At 62.9% G+C, this 23472-nt stretch carries 24 protein-coding genes, 13 tRNA genes and 3 pseudogenes; 10 read left to right on the forward strand and 30 right to left on the reverse strand.

Annotated elements, in window-relative coordinates:
- Nucleotides 1–557 precede the first annotated feature (557 nt).
- Both EXE41_RS13010 and EXE41_RS13015 read right to left on the reverse strand, forming a co-directional pair.
- Complete coding sequence (locus tag EXE41_RS13010) at nt 558–941, reverse strand: hypothetical protein (protein WP_199240885.1); 384 nt, start codon at nt 939–941, stop codon at nt 558–560.
- Nucleotides 942–943: 2 nt separating this feature from the next.
- Nucleotides 944–1624: a nucleotidyltransferase domain-containing protein gene (locus tag EXE41_RS13015; protein WP_137691251.1), complete on the reverse strand. Its 681-nt coding sequence runs from the start codon at nt 1622–1624 to the stop codon at nt 944–946.
- Nucleotides 1625–1751: 127 nt separating this feature from the next.
- Between EXE41_RS13015 and EXE41_RS13020 the strand changes: the two genes are divergently transcribed.
- Complete coding sequence (locus tag EXE41_RS13020) at nt 1752–2117, forward strand: hypothetical protein (RefSeq protein ID WP_199240886.1); 366 nt, start codon at nt 1752–1754, stop codon at nt 2115–2117.
- Here the strand turns inward: EXE41_RS13020 and EXE41_RS13025 are convergent.
- Together EXE41_RS13025 and EXE41_RS13030 are read right to left on the reverse strand one after the other, a co-directional pair.
- The gene (locus tag EXE41_RS13025) at nt 2110–2541 is read right to left on the reverse strand and encodes a type II toxin-antitoxin system VapC family toxin (RefSeq protein ID WP_137691252.1); all 432 of its coding nucleotides are present in this window, start codon (nt 2539–2541) and stop codon (nt 2110–2112) included. The two genes, EXE41_RS13020 and EXE41_RS13025, sit on opposite strands and share 8 nt — an antisense overlap.
- Nucleotides 2542–2814, reverse strand: a complete 273-nt coding sequence (locus tag EXE41_RS13030; RefSeq protein ID WP_137691253.1) for an AbrB/MazE/SpoVT family DNA-binding domain-containing protein — start codon at nt 2812–2814, stop codon at nt 2542–2544.
- Nucleotides 2815–2998: 184 nt separating this feature from the next.
- Between EXE41_RS13030 and EXE41_RS13035 the strand changes: the two genes are divergently transcribed.
- Together EXE41_RS13035 and EXE41_RS13040 are read left to right on the forward strand one after the other, a co-directional pair.
- Nucleotides 2999–3433, forward strand: coding sequence for a nucleotidyltransferase domain-containing protein (locus EXE41_RS13035; RefSeq protein ID WP_137691254.1), 435 nt, complete (start codon nt 2999–3001; stop codon nt 3431–3433).
- On the forward strand, nt 3430–3873 hold the full coding sequence (locus EXE41_RS13040) for a DUF86 domain-containing protein (protein ID WP_137691255.1): 444 nt from the start codon (nt 3430–3432) through the stop codon (nt 3871–3873). Before EXE41_RS13035 ends, EXE41_RS13040 begins: the two co-directional genes overlap by 4 nt.
- Nucleotides 3874–3881: 8 nt before the next feature.
- On the opposite strand, the gene EXE41_RS13045 is transcribed toward EXE41_RS13040, so the two are convergent.
- The 20 genes and pseudogenes from EXE41_RS13045 to EXE41_RS13120 form a co-directional block, all read right to left on the reverse strand.
- On the reverse strand, nt 3882–4787 hold the full coding sequence (locus tag EXE41_RS13045; RefSeq protein WP_241987249.1) for a hypothetical protein: 906 nt from the start codon (nt 4785–4787) through the stop codon (nt 3882–3884).
- 112 nt (nt 4788–4899) lie between these two features.
- Nucleotides 4900–5023 (reverse strand) — tRNA-Gly (locus tag EXE41_RS19090).
- A 27-nt stretch (nt 5024–5050) separates the two neighbouring features.
- A complete protein-coding gene (locus EXE41_RS13050) occupies nt 5051–6580 on the reverse strand; it encodes a TROVE domain-containing protein (protein ID WP_137691257.1) in 1530 nt (509 codons plus the stop codon).
- 68 nt (nt 6581–6648) lie between these two features.
- Nucleotides 6649–6723, reverse strand: a tRNA-Arg gene (locus EXE41_RS13055).
- A gap of 481 nt (nt 6724–7204) precedes the next feature.
- Nucleotides 7205–7280 (reverse strand) — tRNA-Glu (locus EXE41_RS13060).
- A gap of 47 nt (nt 7281–7327) precedes the next feature.
- Nucleotides 7328–7732, reverse strand: coding sequence for a hypothetical protein (locus EXE41_RS13065; RefSeq protein ID WP_137691258.1), 405 nt, complete (start codon nt 7730–7732; stop codon nt 7328–7330).
- A gap of 12 nt (nt 7733–7744) precedes the next feature.
- A tRNA-Thr gene (locus tag EXE41_RS13070) sits at nt 7745–7815 on the reverse strand.
- Between the two features lie 104 nt (nt 7816–7919).
- Nucleotides 7920–7992, reverse strand: a tRNA-Glu gene (locus EXE41_RS13075).
- A gap of 164 nt (nt 7993–8156) precedes the next feature.
- Nucleotides 8157–8228 (reverse strand) — tRNA-Tyr (locus tag EXE41_RS13080).
- A gap of 3 nt (nt 8229–8231) precedes the next feature.
- Nucleotides 8232–8314: transfer RNA gene (locus tag EXE41_RS13085), tRNA-Leu, on the reverse strand.
- Between the two features lie 40 nt (nt 8315–8354).
- Nucleotides 8355–8436: transfer RNA gene (locus EXE41_RS13090), tRNA-Leu, on the reverse strand.
- A 47-nt stretch (nt 8437–8483) separates the two neighbouring features.
- Nucleotides 8484–8569: transfer RNA gene (locus EXE41_RS19095), tRNA-Ser, on the reverse strand.
- A 226-nt stretch (nt 8570–8795) separates the two neighbouring features.
- Nucleotides 8796–8936, reverse strand: coding sequence for a hypothetical protein (locus EXE41_RS19100; protein ID WP_158294418.1), 141 nt, complete (start codon nt 8934–8936; stop codon nt 8796–8798).
- Nucleotides 8937–8938: 2 nt separating this feature from the next.
- Nucleotides 8939–9021, reverse strand: a tRNA-Ser gene (locus tag EXE41_RS19105).
- Nucleotides 9022–9025: 4 nt separating this feature from the next.
- Nucleotides 9026–9098 (reverse strand) — tRNA-Pro (locus EXE41_RS13095).
- 252 nt (nt 9099–9350) lie between these two features.
- Nucleotides 9351–9424: transfer RNA gene (locus EXE41_RS13100), tRNA-Asp, on the reverse strand.
- A gap of 3 nt (nt 9425–9427) precedes the next feature.
- Nucleotides 9428–9503, reverse strand: a tRNA-Gln gene (locus EXE41_RS13105).
- 626 nt (nt 9504–10129) lie between these two features.
- Nucleotides 10130–10573 (reverse strand): annotated as a pseudogene (locus EXE41_RS13110) (zinc ribbon domain-containing protein); the annotation flags it as partial.
- Nucleotides 10574–10637: 64 nt separating this feature from the next.
- Nucleotides 10638–11198, reverse strand: coding sequence for a hypothetical protein (locus tag EXE41_RS13115; protein ID WP_086215478.1), 561 nt, complete (start codon nt 11196–11198; stop codon nt 10638–10640).
- A 2-nt stretch (nt 11199–11200) separates the two neighbouring features.
- On the reverse strand, nt 11201–11593 hold the full coding sequence (locus EXE41_RS13120; protein ID WP_086215477.1) for a hypothetical protein: 393 nt from the start codon (nt 11591–11593) through the stop codon (nt 11201–11203).
- Between the two features lie 348 nt (nt 11594–11941).
- On the opposite strand from EXE41_RS13120, the gene aglF reads away from it, so the two are divergent.
- The 3 genes and pseudogenes from aglF to EXE41_RS19695 all read left to right on the forward strand — a co-directional run.
- Nucleotides 11942–12712, forward strand: coding sequence for a UTP--glucose-1-phosphate uridylyltransferase AglF (aglF, locus tag EXE41_RS13125; RefSeq protein WP_137691259.1), 771 nt, complete (start codon nt 11942–11944; stop codon nt 12710–12712).
- Between the two features lie 39 nt (nt 12713–12751).
- Nucleotides 12752–14965: pseudogene (locus tag EXE41_RS19915) on the forward strand (nucleotide sugar dehydrogenase); the annotation flags it as partial.
- Nucleotides 14966–14968: 3 nt separating this feature from the next.
- A pseudogene (locus tag EXE41_RS19695) lies at nt 14969–15463 on the forward strand (UDP binding domain-containing protein); the annotation flags it as partial.
- Between the two features lie 3 nt (nt 15464–15466).
- On the opposite strand, the gene EXE41_RS13135 reads toward EXE41_RS19695, so the two are convergent.
- Nucleotides 15467–15940, reverse strand: a complete 474-nt coding sequence (locus EXE41_RS13135) for a hypothetical protein (RefSeq protein WP_199240887.1) — start codon at nt 15938–15940, stop codon at nt 15467–15469.
- Nucleotides 15937–16383, reverse strand: coding sequence for a VanZ family protein (locus tag EXE41_RS13140; protein ID WP_137691261.1), 447 nt, complete (start codon nt 16381–16383; stop codon nt 15937–15939). Before EXE41_RS13140 ends, EXE41_RS13135 begins: the two co-directional genes overlap by 4 nt.
- Nucleotides 16384–16488: 105 nt before the next feature.
- On the opposite strand from EXE41_RS13140, the gene EXE41_RS13145 reads away from it, so the two are divergent.
- Genes EXE41_RS13145 through EXE41_RS13155 form a run of 3 tightly spaced genes read left to right on the forward strand, consistent with a single transcriptional unit; the run spans nt 16489 to nt 19224 of the window.
- Entirely contained in the window at nt 16489–17613 is a 1125-nt protein-coding gene (locus EXE41_RS13145; RefSeq protein WP_137691262.1) for a DUF4330 family protein, read from the forward strand.
- Between the two features lie 60 nt (nt 17614–17673).
- Nucleotides 17674–18351: a hypothetical protein gene (locus tag EXE41_RS13150; protein ID WP_241987250.1), complete on the forward strand. Its 678-nt coding sequence runs from the start codon at nt 17674–17676 to the stop codon at nt 18349–18351.
- Between the two features lie 45 nt (nt 18352–18396).
- Nucleotides 18397–19224: an undecaprenyl-diphosphate phosphatase gene (locus tag EXE41_RS13155; RefSeq protein WP_086215470.1), complete on the forward strand. Its 828-nt coding sequence runs from the start codon at nt 18397–18399 to the stop codon at nt 19222–19224.
- A gap of 82 nt (nt 19225–19306) precedes the next feature.
- Here EXE41_RS13155 and EXE41_RS13160 read toward each other — a convergent pair whose 3' ends face one another.
- Nucleotides 19307–19927 (reverse strand): hypothetical protein, encoded by a 621-nt coding sequence (locus EXE41_RS13160; RefSeq protein ID WP_086215469.1) that lies wholly within the window; start codon nt 19925–19927, stop codon nt 19307–19309.
- A 97-nt stretch (nt 19928–20024) separates the two neighbouring features.
- Between EXE41_RS13160 and EXE41_RS13165 the strand changes: the two genes are divergently transcribed.
- The gene (locus tag EXE41_RS13165; RefSeq protein WP_086215468.1) at nt 20025–20432 is read left to right on the forward strand and encodes a winged helix-turn-helix domain-containing protein; all 408 of its coding nucleotides are present in this window, start codon (nt 20025–20027) and stop codon (nt 20430–20432) included.
- On the opposite strand, the gene EXE41_RS13170 is transcribed toward EXE41_RS13165, so the two are convergent.
- From EXE41_RS13170 to EXE41_RS13180, 3 genes are all read right to left on the reverse strand, one after another.
- Complete coding sequence (locus tag EXE41_RS13170; protein WP_233125153.1) at nt 20356–20928, reverse strand: winged helix-turn-helix domain-containing protein; 573 nt, start codon at nt 20926–20928, stop codon at nt 20356–20358. The genes EXE41_RS13165 and EXE41_RS13170 overlap by 77 nt on opposite strands.
- 95 nt (nt 20929–21023) lie before the next feature.
- A complete protein-coding gene (locus EXE41_RS13175) occupies nt 21024–21761 on the reverse strand; it encodes a bacteriorhodopsin (RefSeq protein WP_086215467.1) in 738 nt (245 codons plus the stop codon).
- Complete coding sequence (locus EXE41_RS13180) at nt 21754–23337, reverse strand: methyl-accepting chemotaxis protein (RefSeq protein ID WP_137691263.1); 1584 nt, start codon at nt 23335–23337, stop codon at nt 21754–21756. The genes EXE41_RS13175 and EXE41_RS13180 overlap by 8 nt, the downstream gene beginning before the upstream one ends.
- Nucleotides 23338–23472 lie beyond the last annotated feature (135 nt).

Consider the following 23472-nt stretch of genomic DNA (forward strand, 5'->3'; position numbering starts at 1 on the left):
GCGACGCTCCGAGACGAACGTCTTGATAGGGAACATTGTTCGTCGGGTGACGCGGTCGCGTCACCCTTGCCCGCTGTGGCTTCCAGCTACTGCTGAGAACTCACCAACAATCCTCTACCCAAGAGCGTTACACCAATAAAAGCGAGTTCATCAAGGAAGCCTGCCGGTCGCATCTTCGCGAACTAAATGACGACACAGCGATCACCGCCCTTCGACTAGAGCAACTGCTCGCGCAGGCTGAGCAGAGCCGCCAATCAGATGGTGATATCGACGCCGAGCTCACGGCACTCGGCGAGAAAGTCGATGCAGACGATCTTGAGCAGGCTGTCGACGAGGCTCGTGAAGAAACGGCCACACAAGTGTACAGATCTGATTCGTGAAAATCCTCGATACGAATCTGTGGGTATTCGGTACACTGCGAACCAACGAACAGGCAACCGAATTACTCACGCACAAAGACATTCATGAGATTGTCCAACGAGGTTGATAATCTGTGTGTGAATATCGCCCGCAAGCGCAAGCATCGCATTCGCTCGTTCTTTTGTCGCCATCCCGTCCTAATAGTACGTATGAGCGCGATTTTCGTTCCAAAGATCTTCGAGCTCCATCGCAACCTCCTCGGTGATGAATCCAACATCTGCGCTTCGATTGATTGCGGTCGTGTGCGACTGTGGCGGCTGGGACGGATCGTGGTGACCCTCCGTGATCAACCAGAACAACAGTGTGCGTTCGATAGAGGTGAACGCAGCCTCGATTGTGAGTGTATAGTACCCGTCTTCACACAATTGTTCTGCCCCAGAGAGCAGTCGGCACGCCTTTCGGAGCTGGACGAGATCGGCACTAGCGACATCCAATCCCTCTTCGGATATCTGCCCACCGCGGCGGAAGGCGTCCTGTGCATTCGACAACCGCGGTTCAATGTCGTCGTGATCGATCGGCATCTCTACGCACCTCCGTGAGACTGAGCATAGATATCTTGCCGTAGCTCCTGAAGTTGGGGAGACGTGGTGAGAACTAGCCCTTCATCGAAAAGATCTGCGAGTTCAGATCCGTGTGAGACCGCTGTTTCTGGCGTCTCAACGAGAATCTCGAACTCGTACCGATGGCCGTCAAACGATTCGTCTTCAATATCTCGTGCAAGAGACGTACAGATGCGTCGTCCGTAGGTGAGGTCCCCATCAACGATGAAAAGAAGATCAATATCACTTCGACGGTCTGCTGTTCCGCGAGCGACACTCCCGAAGAGAATGACACCAATGAGTTCGGTAATTTCTTCGCTCTCTTGAATACGGGTCTCAAGCTCGTCGAGATAGGCCCTGACTGGCTTACGGAACTTCGACTGTGGTATCAAAAAAACTGGATCTGGTCGCTGAAGATGTTCGGTATCGATCGAAATTCGAGCAGGTCTGTGGTCACTCACAGCAATCACACCGAGTTTCTTAAGCAGTGTAAGTGAGCGCGAAACAGACGAGATATCTGCGCCCGTGATTGACGCGAGTTCCTGCTGTGTGAACTCCTCGAATGGGTTGTTCACGAGGTGGTGGAGGATATCCTGCATTGCCTGATAGCGGAAGACCCGCTCCTCTGGAAATGGAAAATCGAGGAGTACGCTCGTATTTTTCATAATACGCAATTAATTGTATGGTATGAAAACTCTTTGGGTGGCCTTCCGAGTCGGCTATCTTGAACTCACTCGTTCATCTAGGAGTTGCGTGACCGACTACCGCTTCTGAGACTATTACCCATATTTCGTGACCACACTAGCGTGGTATCTCGCCCAGCTGCTCGATGTGCGGATCGTCACCATCGACGACCTCATCAAGGAGTCACTCCCTCCACTGACCGAACATCGACCGCCACGAGGCACGTTCCGCACTCTCCGCGAACCACGGGTGAGCGAACTCCGAGATACCGTACCACAGCTGTTGGATCGACGGAGTGATCTCGGCATCGAGTCGCCGGTGTTCTTCGCTAGTGGACGATGTCCGTGTTACGTGCCGGACCGAAAGGGCAACGACGAGTACGCCGACGCTCGCGACAACAACTACGAGTTCGGGCGAATCGCCTCGGACCAAGCCCCGAGCACTCGCCTCAAACTGCCTGTACAGTTCACTTGAACGGGTTGTCAGCTGTCTCTAACCGGGTGATGCTGTCGATCACGTCAAAGTCGTCGTCAAACGAATACAGGTACTCGATATTTACCCGCTCCATATAGGCGACGATGGTCGCGTCCCCGAACGCGAGCCCTTCATACGTCTCGAAGAGTTCCACTGCGCGATGGAAGTCTGTCTGCGCGGAGTGGACGAGTTCGAAGCCGGCCGAATTTGAGAGCCGATTGCGGAGATCAACTGCGATATCATGGCGCTGTCGCTCGTGAATCCAGTTCAGCGATTCTGACAACACATAGTTCGTGACCCGGGCAGTGGGAAGATTACCTCGATCGATTGCTTGGACGATCCCTGCTGCCAGTTCGTGGCGACTGTCGGGACTTGTGTCCTTGTAGTCGATGAGGATGTTCGAATCGATGAGAGCAACCGGCATCTAGGCGTCCTCGGTGAACGTGGGATCATCTTCGGACCCAGCGAGGTCGTGGGTTTCGAGGCCATCACCACCCATCGGGGCCTGAAGATCGTCATCTTCGAACGCGCCGTAGCGCTGTCGGACAACCTCAACCGTGAGATCCCCGCTGTCGGTGACGGTCCAGCGGAGCTTATCGCCAGCCTCAATATCAAGCCGCCGGCGGAGCGCTGCGGGGATCGTGACCATCCCTTGATCGCTGACTTTGGTTTCTTCGGGCGGACTGTCGGCTGCCATACGAACTAGTACACGCCTTGTCGTGTTACATGTTGCGCCACATGTCCAATCGGGTAGCGCCGTTTCATACAGCCTGTCGATTTTGTTCGCTAGCACGACGCGTTCGTAGATTGCCTTGACGGTGAACCGAACGGACGGGCGTCCCCACCGAACGCTTTTATCTAAGATTGATTTACAAACGTGTATGACTTCGCCGGACAGCGATGAGACGACGCTCCGAGACAAGGTGGCCGCCACGCTGGCAGGTCATCCCGTTCGCGTCGGATTCCTGTTCGGCTCACAGGCACGTGGCGATTTCCATGATAAAAGTGATGTCGACGTGGCCGTCGTCTTTGAAAACACAGCCCCCGGTGACCCGAACCATATGGACAAGCGTCTGGCACTCGGGAGTGACCTCGCACTCGCGCTTCAGACCGACGACGTTGACTTAGTGGACCTTCGGTCAGCGCCATCATCGCTCATCCGCGCAGCTTTCCGCGACGGCGACCGTCTCGTTGGTAGCGATGTCGACGCACGCCGACTTCGTGATGAGTTGCTCGCTGACGCGGACGAGGATCCGCGTTCACCGGCCAAGCGGTTCGATGACGCACTCTCGGCCATCGACGACCACCTCGCATGACACTGTCGGAAGACGATCTCGAACGGATCGTGAGTGCCGTCGAGACGATAGCGGAGAGCCTCTCGGTCCTTGTGGCGAAGCAGTCGCTCTCCCGTGAGACGTATCGGTCCGATCGAGAGCAACGCGACGTGGTTGAACGCCGCTTCGTCAAACTGACTGAAGCAACGCTTGACATCGCGAAGACACTCGTTGTTTTTGAACGGGGAGCACCGCCGGAAAGTAATCCAGCGGCGATGGTGGAACTAGACGCCGCAGGAGTTTTTCACAGGGCGACGACAACAGAGATGGTCCAAGCCGCTCGTTTTCGGAACGTCCTCGCCCACACCTACGGTAACGCCATCGATCACGACAATGTCTACGCCGCACTACAAGATCTTGAACGCTATCGGGACTTCCTACACGACGTACGTTCGTATCTCAACGAGATCGATGCGCTGTAGTCGATGAGCTATTCTGCGACCCAATTGGCGAGTTCGGGAAAACACTCGGGACAGTATTCGACCACGATCCCACGCTCGATCACGTCCGAGACAGTCTGGGCATCACGCTGTAGTTGGTCTCGCAGGTCCTCGTCGGCCTCACCGAACACATCGAATCTCAATTCACGCCCGTAGCCACAGGGAGGACTTTCGGCTCGGTGGACGATCGACGGTCCTGACTTCTGTGCCGCAGTATACTGACTATCGATCTCTACGGGTGTCGAGAGGATTTCTTCACCAACAGACTCACGTACGGCCGGTAGTTCCTCGGGCTGAATTTCACGAAGCTCCGAGACGTGGTCCATCGCTGGCTCGAAGCCCATCGCGTCATCGAACGATCCGTAGTCACACCGCCGCACGGGCATATACGAGAGCCGAAGACGATCCGCCGCAGACCCGACTTGTTGGCGAATGGCGCGTGCCCGATACAGCATCGACGTGTACGTCTCGTGGACAGAGTCGACATTCCAAGACGCGCTCATATCGCGCCGTATCTGGACGAGAAACACCGCACCTTCGACACCGGATTCGGTCAACAGCCCACCGTCCCCCCGTTCTTTCGACAGGCGCATGTCTGTCGCGTACGCTGGGAAACACTCAGAACACGGAGACAGGTCTCGGTTAAGCGCTTCCTCGTGTGTCAGATAGAGGTATCGTGACTCCGTCGAGACATCAGAGTGCTGTGCTGTCGTCACTTGTATCCCGGATTCGGTGACAAGTTCGCCCGTCTCCACGACTGGCGGATCCCCGTCTGTGATCCGCGTAGCATTGTGGAACCCATGGAACGTGTCCAACTCCGGGGATCCATCGTCATCGAACCTGTGCCACCACTCAACGGCTACAGGGTCATCCGGTGCGGGCGTGTCCTCGTTCAACGATGGCAATTCAGCCGGTTCAGGGGTATTACGTGTCATTATTGTGGGCCTCGTTCGCGGGAACTTTGAAGAGCGTCACTCGGGCTATCTGATTCACGAGCCACGCTCCGAGTGCGCGAGGGGCGATTCGAACGCCGGAGGAGGAAACCTCCTCCGAGCTCACGGCACTGTAGGAGCCGTGAACGCCCGTCTCGGTCGTGGCACGACCGCGTGATACCGAATTACGCTACTCGCGCTTGACGGAAAAAGATGAGAGAACAAGGCTATACAGACTCGAAGGCCTCGATTTTATTGATGACCTGCTTCGGGTTCTCGGCGTGTTCGATGAACGAGAAGACGGTCTCTGACCACCCGGAGACGTTGTAGACGTTCTCGTAGCCTTCCGGGGTCACGAGGTCGCCGTAGGACGCAAGATCGACGAGATACAACGCGGTGTCCGTGGAGACCTCGTTCTGATACGCATCGAACGCCGCCTTCACCGTCTGGGTATCGCGCGCCGTGAATGGTGTGCTGTTCCAGATCTGCATGTCGGTGAAGACGACGATTCGCTCAACCGGCTCGCCTCGGTCACGGAGATACTCCAGTGCCTTCCAGCCGTTCGTCGAGTTCCCGACATCCTCGTCGATGGCCAGCACCGCGTCTTGGCGCTGCAGTACTGGCGTGTCGACGTGTATTGGAACGGTCTGGAAGTCGTCACCGAACCCGCCGACCTCGGCACCTTGGTCGGCCAGGATCGCACCGAACAGCGCACCGATCTCCTTCAGCCTGAGCGTGCTGTTCGTGGACAGCGCCATGTCCATCGATCCCGAGAGGTCCACAGCGACGAACGTGTCTCCGAGTCCGTCAGGCACCGTCTGGACAGCGACGTCAATTGCGTCCTCCAGCCACCGCTCGACCGCTGGTGCTTGGACATCCGCATTCTGGAGCGCGGTGTACGCCTGATAATACCGGAACGGGTACAGCGGCGCGCACCGGACTGCTTCCAGGTCGAGGTGTTCCACGATGGTGTCTTCGTCAACGCCGGCTTCGAGCATGTTCCGGAGGTTCCGGATCGACGCGAAGATCGGCAGCGAGTACGTGTCGTCCTCGATGAGCGTCTCCCACGCGGCTCGGGTGTTGCCGCGCTCGGAGATAACCGTCTCCCACGTGTTCGGCGACGGCAACGGGTCGACGTCTGGATAGTCGTCGAGGCCGCCGCGCATGAATCGCTCGAACAGCACCTCTTGGTCGGTGTCGACGGGCGTGGGGTGGACGCGGTTGAACACGTCGTGTAGCGTCACCTCACGCCGCGACAGTTCATACTTGCCCAGCGTGTAGGCGTCGGCCATCGAGACGAGCGCGTCTTCGATCCCGCGTCGAAGCGGCCACGGCGCAGTCCCGCCAAGGAGTTGGTCGTGGATAGCGAGGCTGGTCGCCGTCTCGTCCATCCGCTGGATAATTTCCGGGGCCCACTCTCGGATGAGTGATTCGGGGGAGTCGTCCTTGAATCGGTCGTCGTTGGCTGCCAGCACGAGCAAGACCTGTGGGATGTCCCGCAGGTAGAGTTCCTGACGCGCGTACGCGGCGAGCTTCAGGACGAATTTCGGATCCTCGTCTGCCGCCGCGTCGAACCGCCGGACGACAGCAGCGAGCTGCTCGTCATCGGTCTCGTAGAACGAGCCCTCCAGCAGTTGGTTGATCGTGCGCTTGTACAATGCGAGTCGTGGGTCGGCAGGCTCGAACGCTTCTCCACCCTCGTAGTTGGTGGTTCGCGTCGCCTCCGCGACCGTTTGTTTTGGCGTGTTGAATTCCATCCTATCACTCGGAGCCGCAACAGGCGACTCCGATACCGGTGCTGCTCACACGTGCTGCGAGCAGCGAACGTCTCCGGCACGATTCGAACGTGCGACACCCGGCTTCGAAGGCCGGTGCTCTGTCCGGACTGAGCTACGGAGACAAAGTCGTGGCCGGAAAACTGTTGCAGCCGGAACAGCGTGCTACCAGATTACACTACGGTGGAACAGTGGGATTCCACCGCCGGGATTCGAACCCGGACTTCCGGCTCCTGAGGCGAAGGATGACTCCAACTCGACGGCCACGAGATGAGTGATGGCGACCGGAAAACTGTCGGGGCGGGACCGGTGTCAAGAGCACTCTCGTACTCTCTTTGTCCGGGATGTTCTCGATGGGTTGTGCCACCGACAGGATTTGAACCTGCGAGTTCCTGGCGAAGCAACGCCCCGACTCGACGGTCGCCACGTGCGGTCGGGAAACTGACGGCGCGACGGGCTATGACTCCCGGTGTGGGCCTTGCGGGCGAAGAAACGCACCACCTCGACGGCCACACGCTTGGGGAAGGCCGACCCTGACAGCGTCACGGATCCGTGGCTGCCCGCTATGTCAGACACGGAAAACGCTGTCAGGGCCAGCCCCCCGAGTGCTCCCGAGGGGAATCGAACCCCTGGCCTCCAGTTTGAAAAACTGGCGTCTCTCGCCAACGGAGACTCCGGGAGCGCGGTAGGGACGATATCAAGCGCTGAGGTGCGGCGGACACGCACGGATTATCGCCGGCGTTCGAACCCCTCGAGTTGCCCGTGCGTGAACGTCACTTGATACGTGACGAGTGTCTCAAGATTCTCGAAGGAGTGTTTAATCTTGAAGCGGCCGTGGTAGTCGTCTCGTTCGATCCACCCGTCGTGGACTCGATTCAGACTGCCGGCCATGTAGCGGAGATCTTTCTCGTCGACGTCGTCTCGGCTCGCGTATGGTCTGTCTTCCGGCGGGACCGCTTCGGTGTGCCACTCCTCTTCGAGGAGCCGACCGTCCGCCGTAATCCGAAATGTGGTCATAGTCGGTCGATCGATGCCTTTCGTCTGCCAGTCGACGTCCTCGGCAGGAGTAATCCCTTCGGGGTACTCCGGTAGGTGAACGTCGTCGTAGAGTTCGACTGTATCGAATAGTCCCATTGTTGTCCTCCATTGCGGGACCAGGAGTCGAACCTGGACCTCGGGGATACGAGCCCCGTGGACTGCCATTACCCTATCCCGCAGCACCACAATTCGGAACTCACTCATGGGTATCTCTCAGTTCTCTACAGCTGTCCGTCTCTCAGTCTCGTCGGCTGGAAGTGAGAGGTCTCGGACTGTTGGAGAATGCTCCAGCCCGGATTCGAACCGGGGGCTCGGCCGTGAGAGGGCCGTGAGTTTGGCCGCTACTCCACTGGAGCGGGGTGGCCTCTCCTGGAAGAGTCATCGGCCAGTGGGACGGGCAAGATTCGAGCCTACGTGTTCTCATTACAAGTGAGATGAAGGAACTCTCACCGTCGCACCAGGTCTCCGGTGAAAACTCGGTGAGAATGTGTGAATGCCAGGCTCTTCCACGGTCCCGGAGTCTCCCCGGCACGACTCGAACGTGCGTCTCCTCCTCTACAGGGAGGCGTCGTGACCGCTCGACCACGGAGAGAAATGCCGCCGCGAGGATTCGAACCTCGGAAGGACCTACGCCAGCGGGCCTGAGCCGCTTCTCGTTGACCACTTGAGTACGGCGACAGAGAATACAGGGAATCGTCTACCGGTACAGTAACCGGCATGCCGCCACCAGGACTCGAACCTGGGAAGGACTAACCACACGGTCCTCGACCGTGTCCGTTTGACCACTCTGGCATGGCGGCGCGATACGGGAATCGCTAACGACTCTACGAATCACTTCGGCACGCAGCGGCGGGAGAGTGATTTGAACACTCGTGCCCTCGCGGACGCCGCGCTTCCAACGCGGTCCCTTGGCCGGGGTGGGGAAATCCCGCCAACAGTGAGACGGAGAGTCGAACTCCGAAGCCTCGCAGCTCTCGGTTTTACACCGAGCGCAGTCACCAATCTGCTTGTCTCACCACACGCCGTCGGAGCAAGCTCCAACGAGCCCCCTTCGCGTTTCTCACCGGATGCCGGAAGACGCGCCTTACTCTGCTTCTAACCCTCGCTTTCGGGGCGAGTGAGTTCACCAGCACCCAGTCACGGCAGGGGCAAATGGCGGTCACCTCGTTCCGTGAAAGTACGTGCCTTCGTCGGTGACGCAGATTCTCACACTTCCAATCGTGTCGATGGACGTTGTCTCACCGAGTGGAACGTGGCGGAACGCTTCTTCCTCGCAGTCAGGGCAGACCTTCTTTGACATCACGCCGTGTCCCGGATTCGAACCGGGAACCCGTCGCCGGGGCTGGCGTAGCAGGCCAGTGGGGTCACCATTCCCCAGACACGGCACACTGAGCCGACGAGGATTCGAACCTCGGTCCTGTGCGCCCAAGGCACAGATCGTCGTCCGCTGGACCATCGGCTCACTGGACTGCCGAGCGTTCGGCAGTCGATTCGCTATCTGTACGACTGTTTCCAACTGCGCAACCGCGACCGAGTAGTCGTGGTTGCGCGTCTCATCGCGGGGGCGTACTTCGGGAGGTTCCCGGGAATACCACACCGGCTCATGTAGGTTGCAGACCCTGCTGGGCCCAGCATCGTCGGAACGATCCAGCTGATCGCACCAACGGGCTGCCTACCTCGATGGGTATCCCCACGTGGTTTGTCCACGCGTCCACGCCGACGCCGGGATTTGAACCCGGATCACGGCCGTGACAGGACCGTATGATCGCCGGATTACACCACGTCGGCATGTCGCCCCGGCCGGAATCGAACCGGCGACTTCCGGATTCAAAGTCCGGCGTCCCTCGCCAGCGGAGACTCCGGGGCTCGACGTAGCCGCAGCTAACGCTACGGGAAAGCGTACCAGCGACTCATGATGCGTTCAGCACGCACAGAATCGCTCGTTCGTCCTACAGTCAGGAACGAACGCAGACCAAACTGCCGCGAGCCTCGTCCCCCGTGCTCGTCCGTGGCTGTGAGCCAAGCGAGTACGAGACGAAAGCAGGCGGCAATCCCGTGTTCCCCAGCCCCTGACGGGTAGTCCGCGTGGGAGCCGGGTTATGCGGGTGAGAGTGTCCGGAGAGCGCCGGAGTGCGTCGCGCTCTCGTATTCGATGGCGACGCAGGCCCGACGATTTTCGTCCGGTCTCTCCACACGCTGGTCTTGTAGGTACCCGCCGAACACGCGACCCGCGGCTAAACAAGAGCGAGCACGCCGCGGTTTGAAGCGAGTATCGACCATGTTGCGGGATTCTCCGTTTACGAGGTTTGTTTCGGACGTCTGTTACGAATTACTGTGGGAACTGTATTAAACTTAGTCAGGGTGTGGTAACTATAGACACTGTTTTGACGAATCTAGTTCGCGGTCCGATCAATTAACTACCCCACCCTACTTGACTCAATCTGACAGGTTCGCTCGTTGAGGGTGTCGCTAGAACTCGAAGAGTTCTGGCTGCTAACCAGAAGTCACAGACTTCTGGTGATGGGGCTTGTCCGTGAACTCGGCCTCGAACCCGTCCGGGTGGGCGGTGAATCCACCACTCGGCGTCACAGTTCCAGACTTTAGGGCGAGTTGACTGTCGCCCGTCCGCCGAGACGACTGTTGGCCTCGACGGACGTACCGCATCCCGATGTTTTTCGCCGCATTGTAGTCCGCGTTGGCTTCCGACTCACACTTTACGCACCGGAAGTCGATCCGAGTCGTGCGATTCTCCTCAGCTGTGAATCCCCACTCGGCACACCGCTGTGACGTGTACGCCGACCCGACTTGCTTCACCGAGACGCCGACCGCTTCGGGTTTGTATTCTACCTGCTCGTACAGGGTTCGGAACGCCCACTTGTGACCCCACGACGCACCCGTTCGGTTGCGGATGTCTGTCAAGTCCTCAGACGCAGTCACGAACCCGCTATCGACGGTGGGGCCGTTGTGGCTCAGCCTGAAACACAGGTCGTACTCGAAGAGATCAACCGTGGAGATACTCTTGGCGCAATTGCGCCACATATTGTATGTCCCAGCCTTTGGTTTCGACGTAGTAGCTGAGCACTGCGTCGACGTATTCTATGGGCAGGATCTTGTGAGTTGCGAGGATACAGAGCATGTGTGGTGTCGTGAAGAGTGTGTTGCGGTCGTCAAGAGCGAGATTGATGAAAAGGTAGTTGGTGGTGTTGAATTCGTCCGTGATGAAGAGCTCTGCCTCCAACTCGTTAGCCAGCCAGACACCTTCGGCTTCCCCCTGATCAAGCCCATAGTCGATCGGCTCGTCGGCTCGGTTGTCGACATCGTGTGTTGTGATATGACGGGCAGCTTGGAGGACGAGATCGGCGGCGGCAGCTAGGAGGTCATCATCCCCCGTGGCATCGGCAACCTCGCCAAGGACACTCGCTGGTACGTGGATGTCGTACCCGGTGAGGAGTGTTTTGAGCGGGTCCCCGCCAGAGGGAGCCTTCGGCCGCCCGTCAACGACCGGCGTAGCGAGATTCAACAGTACATTCGTATCGACGACGGCAACGGCGTGCTCCGACATCGTCAGGGATGCGACTCGTCATCAGAATCAGCCGAATTTGAGTCCGTCCATTCGGAGATCTCGCCGTCGTAGAAGGTATCGTCACTCGGGAGCCCATCCTCGAGTGTGGGTATAGCGGGCGTCCGATCGATCGACTCTCGGAGGAGTTTTAATCGCAGTGCCTCCTCACGGCCCAGAATTGCTTCGACGGTGTCGTAATCGACCCGGCCGTCGTAGTAGGCGTCGCTCAGCCGTCGCTGGAACTCCTCGTCGTTTACAAGCTCTTCGAGTTCGTCCTCGAGTGCGTCGATGATGAGACGGGTACGAGAGATATCGAGGATTTCAATCGCGCTATCGGCGCGCTCGACGAGAGACTTTGGGGCGTTAAAATCGACGCGTGTTTTTTCCTCAGCCATCACGCTATGTGTAGGGTCTACACACGCATAATTTCTTTGCCGTTCAAGCGAGTGGATCTTGACATCCTCCTCCGGGTAATCGATTCACGGGCGGTACGAGGCGGATGCCCCGACTCTTAGGGTCGGGAAGGAAGCCGACAACCGCTTACACAAACCACGCCACGATGGCAGTCTGACTCCTGATTATTAAATAACTACGACATAACATGTAAAAACAGTGGAGTACCGTCGTACTGCCGTCATCAACTCCATCGGCACCGGTTACACACCACAAGTCGTGTGGACAGTGCGACCAGCCGACTCGGAAAGGCAGAATCCTTATGATTGCCTGACCAGAATTCTCGAATCATGCAAGCAGTCGTACTCGCGGCCGGCAAGGGCACGCGCCTCCGCCCGCTCACGGACAACAAGCCGAAAGGGATGGTCGAGGTCGACGGCAAACCCCTTATCACCCACTGCTTTGACCAACTCATCGAGCTCGGCGCGGACGAACTCATCGTCGTCGTCGGGTACATGAAAGAGCAGATCATCGACCACTACGGCGACGCCTACGAGGGCGTCCCGATCACCTACACCCACCAGCGCGAGCAGAAGGGGCTCGCCCACGCCCTCCTCACCGTCGAGGAGCACGTCGACGACGACTTCATGCTCATCCTCGGCGACAACATCTTCCAGGCGAACCTCAAGGACGTCGTCCGGCGCCAGCGCGAGGAGCGCGCGGACGCCGCCTTCCTCGTCGAGGAGGTCCCGTGGGAGGAGGCGAGCCGCTACGGCGTCTGCGACACCAACCAGTACGGCGAGATCACGGACGTCGTCGAGAAGCCCGAGGACCCACCGAGCAACCTCGTGATGACCGGCTTCTACACGTTCACGCCGGCGATCTTCCACGCATGCCACCTCGTCCAGCCCTCGAACCGCGACGAGTACGAGATCTCAGACGCCGTCGATCTCCTCATCCAGTCGGGCCGCACCATCGACGCCATCGGCCTCGACGGCTGGCGCATCGACGTCGGCTACCCCGAGGACCGCGACGAGGCCGAGCGCCGGCTTCAGGGTGACGACCCCGACACGGACGGCGACGACGAGGACGCCGAAGCGGTCGTCGAGTCGGACGCGTAACCAAACAGGATAAATCGCCCGTCCCCGAACCCCAACCTAATGCGTGTGAGTATCGTCGGCAGCGGCTACGTGGGGACGACCGTCGCGGCCTGCTTCGCCGACATGGGCCACGAGGTGGTGAACGTCGACATCGACGAGGAGATCGTCGCGGCGATCAACGACGGCCGCGCGCCGATCCACGAGCCGGGCCTCGACGACCTCCTCGCCGAACACGGCGGCGACGCGCTGACTGCGACAACCGACTACGCGGCCGTCCGCGACACCGACATCACGTTCCTCGCGCTGCCGACCCCCGCGAACGACGACGGGAGTATCGACACGTCGATCATCGAGGCGGGCGCCGAGGCGCTCGGTGACGCCCTCCGGACGAAGGACGGCGACCACGTCGTCGTGACGAAAAGCACCGTCGTCCCGACGACCACCGGGGAGACGCTCGCCCCGATCCTCGCCGAAGCCTCGGGAAAGGAATTCGGCGACGACCTCCACGTGGCGATGAACCCAGAGTTCCTCCGCGAGGGGACGGCCGTCGCGGACTTCCAGTCGCCCGACAAGGTCGTGTTCGGCACGCGGCCCGACGACGCGGTCGCACTCGACGCCCTCCGCGGGGTGTTCGAACCGCTCCTCGACGCCAGCGACGCCGCGGTCGTCGAGACGGGGATCGCCGAGGCCGAGATGATCAAGTACGCCAACAACGCGTTCCTCGCGAGCAAGGTCAGCCTCATCAACGACATCGGGAACGTCTGTAAGCAGTTCGGCGTCGACGCCTACGAGGTGGCCGACGCGGTCGGCCTCGACGACCGCATCGGCGAGCGCTTCCTCCGCTCCGGCTTAGGGTGGGGGGGGAGTTGTCTGACGGGCGATCAGCGCATTCTAGCGAAGGACGAGACGGGTACGAGACATCTCACGCTCGGCGAGTTCTTCGACGAGTACGTTTCCGACGGGACCGTCGACGACGTTTCGGTACTCAGTCGGTCGGAACAGGGCGAGTTCGCGTTCAAGCCCGTCGAGGTGGCGACGCGCCGTCGGTACGACGGTCCGCTACACACGATCCGGACGAAAATGAACAAACGGGTGACCGTTACTCACGATCATCCGATGCTCACGCTCGAGGGGAACGATACCGCGGTCAAGCCGGCTGCGGAGCTCGAAGCGGGAGATTCCGTACCGGTGTTGGCCGATCTCCCGAGCGATCCCGTTTCGGAGTTTGACCTCATCGAGATCGTTGCCGAGTCGCCCGACTTCGAAAACGATCGGGTGTATCTGAAACCGTCGACGCCGTTGGAGGCGAACAAAGACGAGGTGTACGAGGTGCTTCGCGCGTACAACCGTCAGTTCGACTATGACAAGCTCTCCGATCTCGTCGGGGATAACTACCTGCCGCTCGACGCGTTCCTCACCTACGAGGAGGAGTTACCGGTCGACAGGGAAGACCTGTCTCTCTACACGACGCGGGGCGGTGGGCAGACGTACGTGCCAGCCATACTCCGCGTAGACGAGCGGTTCTGGCGGTTCATCGGGTACTATCTCAGCGAGGGTCACATCAACGACGACACCTCCGGACACGGCTCGACCACCAGAAGACGGATTCAGTTGAGTTTCCATCCAAGCGAGGAACCGGAGTACGTCCGCGATGTCGAGTCGTACTACGAGGACCTGGGTATTCGGTATCAAACGAGGCAACAGGAAACCACGATGGCTGTCACTATCTCCAGCCGGGTTTTCGCCGCGTTCCTCGAGTGGCTCGGCTGTGGTACCGGCTCCTACTCCGCGGCGATCCCCGACGGCGCGTTCCAAGCGACGGCCGACGAACGCGTGGCGTTGCTTTCGGGACTGTTCCGCGATGACGGGCATATCGAGTACACCAATCACTCGAACGCCGTTGTCTACGACTACGGCTCCGTTAGCGAGGAGTTGATCGACGGGATGACGCTGCTACTCCACAGTCTCGGCATCGTCCCGAGCTACAAGACTTCGCAGTCGGCGAAGTCGACGCTGCCGGCCCACTTCCTGCGCGTGAGCTCGAAACGCCAGATCGCGGCGCTGAAGGAGCTGTTCCTGCCCGAAGAGCAAGACCGGATCGACGATCGGCTCGCCTCATACGATCGGGACATCGCACCGACGGGGCACACGGCGGACGGCGGATTTACCTCAGTTCCGGTTCGCGATGTCACCGTCGAGGAGACGACGACGGACGTTTACTCGCTGGAAGTCGCCGAGGACCACACGTTCGTGACGACCGACGGACTAGTCGTTCACAACTGCTTCCCGAAGGACACGAATGCGATAATCGCTGCCGCGAAGGAGACCGGCTACGACCCCGAGTTGCTCGAGGCCGCCGTGCGCGTGAACGACGGCCAGCCGGAGCGACTGCTCGGACGGCTCGACGATCACGCCGACGTGCGCGGCGAGCGCGTCGCCGTCCTCGGGCTCTCGTTTAAGCCGGGCACCGACGACGTCCGGAACTCCCGAGCGATCCCCGTCATCGACGGGCTCCGGGAACGCGGCGCGACCGTGGTCGCGTACGACCCGGTGGCGACGGAGAGCATGCGCGAGCACTTCCCGGACGTCGAGTACGCCGACTCGGCGGCGGCCGCGCTCGACGGCGCGAGCGCGTGCGTCGTCTGTACGGACTGGGACGAGTTCGCCGCGCTCGAAACGGAGTTCGACGCGATGGACGCCCCGATCGTCGTCGACGGCCGGCGGATCATCGAGCGACGGGACGGCCTCACCTACGAGGGGCTCACCTGGTAGCGATCACCCGGACCGGCGACGCCATAGGCCGCTCACGACGAGGAGCGCCCCGACGCCGCTGCCGGCGAGCGACCCGGCCAAGAGGAGATAGCCGATATCGACGACGACGCGAACGAGGTAGATCGACCCCTCGTACCCGACGAAGTAGTGGTTCGTCACGTCGTTGCGGTACACGAACCGAGTACCTTCATCCGACGGCCCGCGGTCCGAGTAGATGCGGTCCGCCGAGCTGACCGCCCCCCTGACTGCGGCCTGTTCTTCCGGAGACAGGGCCTTGAACTCGATCGGCTCGATCTCGCTCGGCGAGTACGCGTCGAGCGACGCCGCCATCGCCTCCTCGGTGGGTGCCTGCGCATCGATCGACATCTCGTAGGCGGGTAGCCCGAGGTACGCGCCGCCAAGACACGCGAGTAGGCAGCAACAGCCGAGCGCGACGCGGAGGGAGACTCGCGTTCGGTTAAACTGGACCATGCTCACTGGACCGGCGCCTCGATCTCGCCAACCCGCCGCATCCGATAGAACCGAACCCTGCGCGTCAGTACGCGCCAGCACACGGCCGCGACGGCGGCCCCGACCGCGTTGGTGAGCAGGTCGCCGAAGTCGGCCGTGCGCGCGTCGAGCGTCGACTGGAGCAGCTCGATACTCCCGCCGTAGCCGACGGCGAGCAGGAACACGACGCCCAACACGGTTCGGTCGCGCCACGGCGAGTCCTGAAACGCGTACGCGAGCGTCACCGCGAGCCCCGCGTACGCCAGCCCGTGGAGCCACGTGCCGTACGGGAACACGCCGAGGGGGCCGGTCCGTATCACGCCGCTTCCCGGCGGCGTGAACACCGAGTAGTAGAGGATCGTCGACGCGACCGCGACGACGCCGGCGAGGCGGAGCCACCGCGGCACGAGCGGGAGTCGGAGCCGACGCATCGTACCACGCTCCTCTGTGGGCGCCGACAAAAGGGTACGGATCCGCGCAGTTGAGCGCACGCCGAACGAATACGCTTTTTACGCGCGCGCCGGTCGTCGTTGGTAATGCCGGATTCGGAGGGTACCTCCACAGAGCTGATCGACGACGAGGGGCGGCTGTTCGGCCGCGTCAACGTCATCGACGCGCTCGTCGTGCTGCTGATCGCCGCCGTCGTCGTCGCAGGCGCCGCGTTCGTGCTCACCGACGACCCAGCGCCGCCACCGGAGACGGACACCACGTACGCGACGCTCGACGTTGGCACCGTCTCGCCGTACGTTGTCGACGCTATCGAGGAGGGTGATGCCTACGACTCCGATAGCACGTCAACACTCCGGATAACAGACGTTCATCTCACGCCACAGGACGGTCAGGCTCGCGTCATCCTCCGCGTAGCGCTTGAAGGCGAACGCAACGAGCAAGGAAGTCTCACGTACGCAGGGGCCCCACCACGACTCGGACGGACGCTCGATATCACGACCGACCGCTATCAGGTCAACGGCCAGATTCGTGATGTCGGCGACAGCGACGCATTGGCTACCGAACAACAGCGCGTGTTGCTCTCGAGTCAAGTCGATGCGGGCACCGCGCAGGCGGTGACCCCCGGTGACGAGATTCGCCTCAGCGACCGCACCGTGGCCCGCATCAACAACGTCACCACCTACACGACCAACCGATCGACCCAACGACAGCTGTTCGTTGAAGCGACGCTCGCCGGGCACCGCCAGCAGGACCGGCTCCGGTTCGGCGGCAGTCCAGTCAGGCGGGGACAGAGCGTAACACTTCCCACAAATGAGTACACACTCGACGCGCGAATCGAACAGGTCAGCCACGATATCGACATGGACGCGACAACGACCCGGACCGTGACGCTCCGGATGGAGGAGGTTCGCGAGGACTTCGCGGATGCCATCGAACCGGGGATGGTCGAGCGGACCGGCGACACCACCGTCGCTCGCGTCACCGGCGTGGAGACGGAGCCGTCGCTCATCATCACCACCGGCGAGAACGGCAGCGTCAACGTCGTGGACCACCCGGTGAACCGCGAGGTAACGATCACCGCGGACCTCCAGCTCCGAGAGATGCCGAGCGGCCTCGCGTTCAAGGGCGACCAGATCCGGCAGGGGTCGACCGTGGCGCTCGATCTCGGCACGGTTACTGTGGAGGCGACGGTCGTCACCGTGGGGCGGTAACCACGTCCAGGTCCGCCACAGTCGCAACACACATGAGCACCCACCCGAAGATCGATTCAGATGAGTGACGAGACGGAGGCGGGTACGCTGGCCGGAGGCGTACGGCGGGCGGCCCGCGAGTCGCGTCTCGGTCGCCTATCGCGGCGCACCGCCGACGCCGTGCGCGACTCGTACCTGTACCGCTGGCTCACCGCGGAGCCGGACCCGGATGTGATCGTGATCGATCTCCGGGAGACGTGGACGGTCGGCCCGTTCATTCGCCTCCTCGATGCGGTCCTCGACCGGCTCCTCCCCGCGCTCGACGACTCTCGCCTGGCGGCCGCGGTCCGGGCCGGCGTGCGGCAGACGTTGGCGGCGCCGGCGGTCGCCGTCGGGCTGGCGCTCCTCGCGGCGGGCCTCGCCCTCGGACTGGCGAGCGTCGCGGCCGGAACGCTCGGGACGACTCGCCTCGTCGTTGCGGGCGGCCTCGTCGCCGCCGGCGTGCTCGCCACCCGCGAGCGCCGAAGCTGGGCGGCGCTGCGCGAGACGCGTCCGGTCGAGCTCCTCGTCGCCGCGCTCGAACCCCCGGAGCCGCCAGAGGGAACGGCCGCCGACGCGAACGCGACTGAGCCCGGACGGGAGCACCGCTCGACGGACGGGGACGCGAACGCGGGCGGTCCCGACGCGGGTGGTCCCGACGGGACGGAACCGTCCGAGCCGGAGCCGTCGGTCGACGGGCGGACCCGCTCCGACCGCTAGGCCAAACGGGGGCGCTTAAGTGACTGCCCGCGCCCGATTCGGGTAGTGACCACTACGGAGCTGCTCGTTGCGATACTCGCCGGGATCGTTCAGGGCGTCGTCGAATGGCTCCCCGTCTCGAGTCAGGGGAACCTCTCGCTCGTGCTCACGCTCGTCGGCACCGACCCCGCGGTCGCCGTCCAGCTCGCCTTATTCCTCCAGCTGGGGACGACGCTGTCGGCCGCGACGTACTACCGCGCGGAGATCGAGACCATCCTCAGGGCGATCCCCGGATGGCGCCCCGCGAGGGCGTACGACGCGGACCACGCGATCGCGACGTACGTCGTCGTGGCGTCGCTGTTCACCGGGGTCGTGGGGATTCCGCTCTATATCCTCGCCGTCGACCTCGTCAGCGAGCTCACGGGCGGCGTCTTCGTCGCCGCGATCGGCGTCCTCCTCGTGATCACCGGGCTCCTCCAGCGGGCCTCGGACAGCGTCAGTATGGGCGGCCGCGAGACGCCGTCGCTCGTCGATTCGATCCTCGTCGGGGCCGCACAGGGTTTCGCCATCCTCCCCGGGATCTCCCGGTCGGGCGTGACCGCGAGCGCGCTGCTGTTCCGGAGCTACGACCCGCCGACCGCGTTTCGGCTCTCCTTCCTGCTGTCGATTCCCGCGAGCGTCGGCGCGGCCGCGCTCACCGTCACGAGCGCGGGCGGCCTGCCGGGGATCGCGCCGGTGCCAGCGGCGGTCGCGCTCGGCGTGAGCGGCGTCGTCGGCTACCTGACGATCGACGCGCTCATGCGCGTCGTCGAGCGCGTCCCGTTCGCGACGGTGTGTTTCGCCCTCGGCGCGCTCGCGATCGTCGGCGGGGGCGGGATCGCGCTGCTCGTGTGATCTCTCAGGCGCGTTCACCGTCTCGATCGGCTTGGCGATACGTCTCAAGTCACCGACGCGGCGACGCGCCCGGGGCGTCGAATCACGCTAGGCGGTCGAGATCACCGCGACGCTCCCGATGCATGATACCGGCAGCGAACACGCGGAGTTTCGACACGAGTTCCGACTCGGACCCGTACGTCTCCACGCGCAGGTCCCATCGGACTCTCGCGGAGCGTATCATCGCACTCGTCACGTCGTCCTCGTGAACGAAGCAGAATCGGTCACCGTGCGTTTCCGAAAGCGCTTCGAGAATGCTTCCGGCCTCCTCCCCGACCCCGAAATTGTGCCCGAGAAACGGGAGAACGAACGCGGTCGCGTTGCTACAGCGAGCGTACTCGATGCTCTGTGTCGCGGCGTCCACGTCCTCCGTACTCACGTCGACGTCGAGCGCGAGAAACGCGTTCACTCCGGGACGCACGCGAAGGGCTCCCTGAACGCGTCGCAAAAGCGCCTGTGCAGCGTCGATTTCGTCTTTGTTCCGGAACAGCCGCCGGAGCGGTCCCGGGAGATCCGCGACGTCTATTTCCCGCTGTTCTCCCTCGCCCAGCACGTAGTTGAGGTTGAACGATTTGTACGGACCCATGAGGTAGAAGAGGAACCGGTCGTACGCCACGTCTCCCAATCGGTCGGCGATGAGATCCCGTGTGATCTCGACGGTCATACGCCGCCGTCCAGCCGCAGGCATATAAAAAACAGTGTTTTTGAAGAATACTGGCTTGAGAACTACTAAACGTCTCTCAGCCGTAGGCTGCGATGAGATGGCGACGAATCATACGGTCGAGGGTGACTCCCCGGAGGATCCGGAGGACCTCCTCCCGGACGAGAGCGTTCTCACGCTCGACGAGTACCTGGCGATGCACGCTGCCGTCGGACACCGCACCCGATACGAGATACTCTACCGACTCGTCCACGGCGGGGACATGAGTCCGACGGAACTCGAAGAAGCAACCGGCGTCGACGACAGTACCGTACATTATCACCTCAACGAGCTCGTGGACGTCGGGCTCGTGGAAAAACGGCAGCGTACCGACCGCGGACAGGACGGTCTGTATACGTACTACCGGGCGACAGTCTTCGGAGAGGTGACGCTCACGAGCGGCGTCGACGAACTGATCCGCGGCGAACGAGCGTTCGGAACCATGTACGACAGTTCGGCCGAGCATTGACATCCTCCGCGGCTAACCGGCCGCTCCGCGCTCTGACGGTGCGCCACTCGCTCAACGCGAGCCAGACCGACTCGACGTCGTCGTACTCCGCGTGGTCGAGGGCGTCCACGTCGGTCGGTGATTCGGCGTCGAACCGCTCGCGAAACGCCGACTCGCGCTCCGTGAGTTCGGCGAGTCTGTCGTGGAGTTCGTCGCGTGACAGGTCCCCGAGTCGGTTCCGGAGCCGCCACTCGAAGTACGACTCGTTGCGGACGTACGTGAGCGGCGACTCCGAGACGCGTTCGACGACGCCGATGTCGGCCAGCCGCTTAAGATGTCGCCGCGCGGTGTCCGGGGCACACGAAGCGCGCTCCGCGATCGCCGATACCCCCCCCGGCTCGTACAGCTGGAGCGCGATCCGGTACGCCCGCTCGTCGGCGGGGTCGGCGTCGAGATCCGCGCCGAACCCTTCGGCGAGTGCGAACTCCTCGCCCGGTTCGTCGGCGGGGATGCTCATCAGTAGCGGAAACGATTATATAATTCCGGTGTCGTCGAACTATTTGCGCTACAGAGGCGGCGAACAGCAGATTCGATGAGCTTCGATCCGTCGCCTCAGTCGGCGCTCGCTCCCGCCGCCGTGTGAGACGCGGGCTGGCCCGTCTCGGTATCGGCGCCGCCCTCGGACTCCGCCTCGGCCGCCAGCGTCCCCACGTTCGCGAACACGAAGCCGGCGAACCCGACCCGAAGCAGGAGGTCGAGGTACTCTAAGGTCACCGCCGCGGAGAACTGATCGAACAGCCCGGCGATCTGTAACATCGCCCACGCGATCAGGACGCCGAACGCGAACAGCGCGAGGTTCCGCGTCTTCTTGTAAAACAGCTCCCGGGCGGGCGGCTGCCGGGCGGCCACGCTCGCTACCGGGCCGAAGAACAGCCCGAGCAGGACGAGGTAGCCGACGAGGATCGCGAGGGTGCCCGCGGTCGCGAGCGGTCCCGCGAACACTTCGGCGAAGTCGTAGCCGAGCCGTATCGCGACGGTGAGCGCGACGATCCCCCAGACGTACCGCCGGCCCGCCCCCGAGACGAACGCCGCGAACCCGAACAGGAAGGGGTACGCGACGTAGTCGGAGAGCAGCTGCCCCGCCTCCAGCGTGCCGCTCCCGACCGAGAACGCCCCGATCCCGGCGCCCCACGTCCCGATCCCGACGCCCGCGAGCGCCACGACCGCGACGAACGGGTAGCAGTACCGCCGCAGCTCTGCCGGCTTGCGCCGCGCCAAGGCGAGCAACACGACCGCGGAGACCGCGTAGATCCCCGCCGAGGCGAACCGCACCGTCGACGGCTCAATCATCGGCGCTCACCTCCGCGTCGGCGGCGGCCGGGCTCGCGGCGGCCGCGACCCCTCCGCCGGCGCCGCCCGCGTCCGCGCGCGTGTCGAACTGCGCGAGCTGCTCGGTGAGCGACGCGGTCCGCTCGGCGAGCGCCGTCGCCGTCTCCGCGAGGTCGCCGACCGTCTCGGCGGTGTCGTCGGCGGTCTCGGCCAGCGTCCGCGCGCGGTCGGCCGCGTCGGTCGCCGAGTTGTGGACCTCCTCGACGCGGGCCGCGACCGACTCGATCCCCTCGGCGCCCTCGTCGGTCGCGCGGGCAATGTCCCCCATCGCGACGTCGACGTCCTCGACGGTGCCGGTGAGTTCCTCGATCGCCTCGCCCGCCGCCCGGACCGCGGCGGTCGTGTCGTCCAGTTCCGTCATCGTCCGGTCCATCTCTCCGGCGACCGCCGACACGTCCTCGGTCACCTCGCCGATCGTCGACTCGATTGCCGTCGTCGACTCGCGGGTCTCCTCGGCGAGCCCCTTCACCTCGTCGGCGACGACCGCGAAGCCGTCACCGTCGCCGCCCGCCCGCGACGCCTCGATCGAGGCGTTCAGCGCGAGGATGTTGGTCTGCTCGGCGATGTCGGCGATCACGTCGGTCGTCTCCGCGACGCCGTCCATCCGGTCGTCGAGCCCGGCAACGAGGTCGTCGAGCTCTGCCAGCAGGTCGCCGATCTCGACGATCGCCTCGACCGCCTCAGTCGCGCGCTGCTCGCCCTCCGCGCCGAGCTCGGCCGCGGCGCTCGCGTCGCCCGCCACCTCGTCGGTGGTGGAGGCGATCTCCTCGACGGTCGCCGAGAAGTCGTCGGTGTCGGCGGCCGTCTCGCGCAGCCGGTCGGTCTGCTCGTCCAACTCGTCGGCGAGCGTTCGCATCTCGTCGGCCACCTCCTCGTTCATCGCGGCCACGTCGTCGGCCTCGGCGGCCATCTCCTCGCTCGTCGCCTCCACGTCGCCCGCGAACGTCTGGATGTCCTCGATCGTCGTCGAGAGCCCGCCGGTCATCTCGTTGTACGCGGCCGTGATGCGCTCGATCGCGTCGACCTCGCTCTCCTCGGAGAGCTGCCGGGAGAGGTCGCCGTCGGCCGCCCGCTCCATCGCGCCGCCGATCTCGTCGGCGCGTTCGAGCAGCGTGTCGGAAAGCTCCTCGGCCTCCTCGCGGGCCGCCTCCGCCTCGGTCTGCGCGCGCTCGGACTCCGCGACCGCGTCGCGGAGCGACCGCCGCGTCTCGTCGAAGGCGTCGAACAGCCGCCCGATCTCGTCGCCGCGGTCAGACGTCGCGCGCGCGTCGAACTCGCCGCGCCCGACCGCCTCCGCCGTCTCCGTCAGCCGCCGCAGCTCGACCGCGACGTTCCCGACCAGCACGATGCCGAGGAGTCCGAGGTTCAGGGTGACGACGATGCCGACCGAAGTCAGCGCCGCCGTCGCGGCCGCCGGCGTGCCGACCGTCGCCACGTGCCCCGCGAAGAGGGCGACGAAGCCGAGCGTCACGCCGAGCGTCAGGAGGACGGCCGCTCCGACGCGTCGCCCGTACCGCGCGGTGATCACGTTCAACATACGTTGTTTGAGCGGAGCCAACAGCCCTATTTAGGAGTGAAGGTCAAATTATACGGCTCGATAATTTGACGGGTCTGCGGGGGCCACGAGGCGGGCGAGCCGGACTCCCCGGAGCGGGCGTCGCGAGGCCCGCAC

The organism is Halorubrum sp. SD690R, assembly GCF_005435035.1.
Taxonomy (GTDB): domain Archaea; phylum Halobacteriota; class Halobacteria; order Halobacteriales; family Haloferacaceae; genus Halorubrum; species Halorubrum ezzemoulense.

Excerpts from the sequence above, each read along its gene's own strand:
- EXE41_RS13065 (WP_137691258.1), bottom strand. The coding sequence starts at position 7,732 with ATGGGACTATTCGATACAGTCGAACTCTACGACGACGTTCACCTACCG.
- EXE41_RS13160 (WP_086215469.1), bottom strand. The coding sequence starts at position 19,927 with ATGACCGTCGAGATCACACGGGATCTCATCGCCGACCGATTGGGAGAC.
- EXE41_RS13170 (WP_233125153.1), bottom strand. The coding sequence starts at position 20,928 with ATGAGCATCCCCGCCGACGAACCGGGCGAGGAGTTCGCACTCGCCGAA.
- EXE41_RS13030 (WP_137691253.1), bottom strand. The coding sequence starts at position 2,814 with ATGGCAGCCGACAGTCCGCCCGAAGAAACCAAAGTCAGCGATCAAGGG.
- EXE41_RS13140 (WP_137691261.1), bottom strand. The coding sequence starts at position 16,383 with ATGCGTCGGCTCCGACTCCCGCTCGTGCCGCGGTGGCTCCGCCTCGCC.
- EXE41_RS13145 (WP_137691262.1), top strand. The coding sequence starts at position 16,489 with ATGCCGGATTCGGAGGGTACCTCCACAGAGCTGATCGACGACGAGGGG.
- EXE41_RS13175 (WP_086215467.1), bottom strand. The coding sequence starts at position 21,761 with ATGATTGAGCCGTCGACGGTGCGGTTCGCCTCGGCGGGGATCTACGCG.
- aglF (WP_137691259.1), top strand. The coding sequence starts at position 11,942 with ATGCAAGCAGTCGTACTCGCGGCCGGCAAGGGCACGCGCCTCCGCCCG.
- EXE41_RS13180 (WP_137691263.1), bottom strand. The coding sequence starts at position 23,337 with ATGTTGAACGTGATCACCGCGCGGTACGGGCGACGCGTCGGAGCGGCC.
- EXE41_RS13040 (WP_137691255.1), top strand. The coding sequence starts at position 3,430 with ATGACACTGTCGGAAGACGATCTCGAACGGATCGTGAGTGCCGTCGAG.
- EXE41_RS19100 (WP_158294418.1), bottom strand. The coding sequence starts at position 8,936 with ATGTCAAAGAAGGTCTGCCCTGACTGCGAGGAAGAAGCGTTCCGCCAC.
- EXE41_RS13015 (WP_137691251.1), bottom strand. The coding sequence starts at position 1,624 with ATGAAAAATACGAGCGTACTCCTCGATTTTCCATTTCCAGAGGAGCGG.
- EXE41_RS13050 (WP_137691257.1), bottom strand. The coding sequence starts at position 6,580 with ATGGAATTCAACACGCCAAAACAAACGGTCGCGGAGGCGACGCGAACC.
- EXE41_RS13115 (WP_086215478.1), bottom strand. The coding sequence starts at position 11,198 with ATGTCGGAGCACGCCGTTGCCGTCGTCGATACGAATGTACTGTTGAAT.
- EXE41_RS13165 (WP_086215468.1), top strand. The coding sequence starts at position 20,025 with ATGGCGACGAATCATACGGTCGAGGGTGACTCCCCGGAGGATCCGGAG.
- EXE41_RS13035 (WP_137691254.1), top strand. The coding sequence starts at position 2,999 with ATGACTTCGCCGGACAGCGATGAGACGACGCTCCGAGACAAGGTGGCC.
- EXE41_RS13025 (WP_137691252.1), bottom strand. The coding sequence starts at position 2,541 with ATGCCGGTTGCTCTCATCGATTCGAACATCCTCATCGACTACAAGGAC.
- EXE41_RS13120 (WP_086215477.1), bottom strand. The coding sequence starts at position 11,593 with ATGGCTGAGGAAAAAACACGCGTCGATTTTAACGCCCCAAAGTCTCTC.
- EXE41_RS13150 (WP_241987250.1), top strand. The coding sequence starts at position 17,674 with ATGAGTGACGAGACGGAGGCGGGTACGCTGGCCGGAGGCGTACGGCGG.
- EXE41_RS13010 (WP_199240885.1), bottom strand. The coding sequence starts at position 941 with ATGCCGATCGATCACGACGACATTGAACCGCGGTTGTCGAATGCACAG.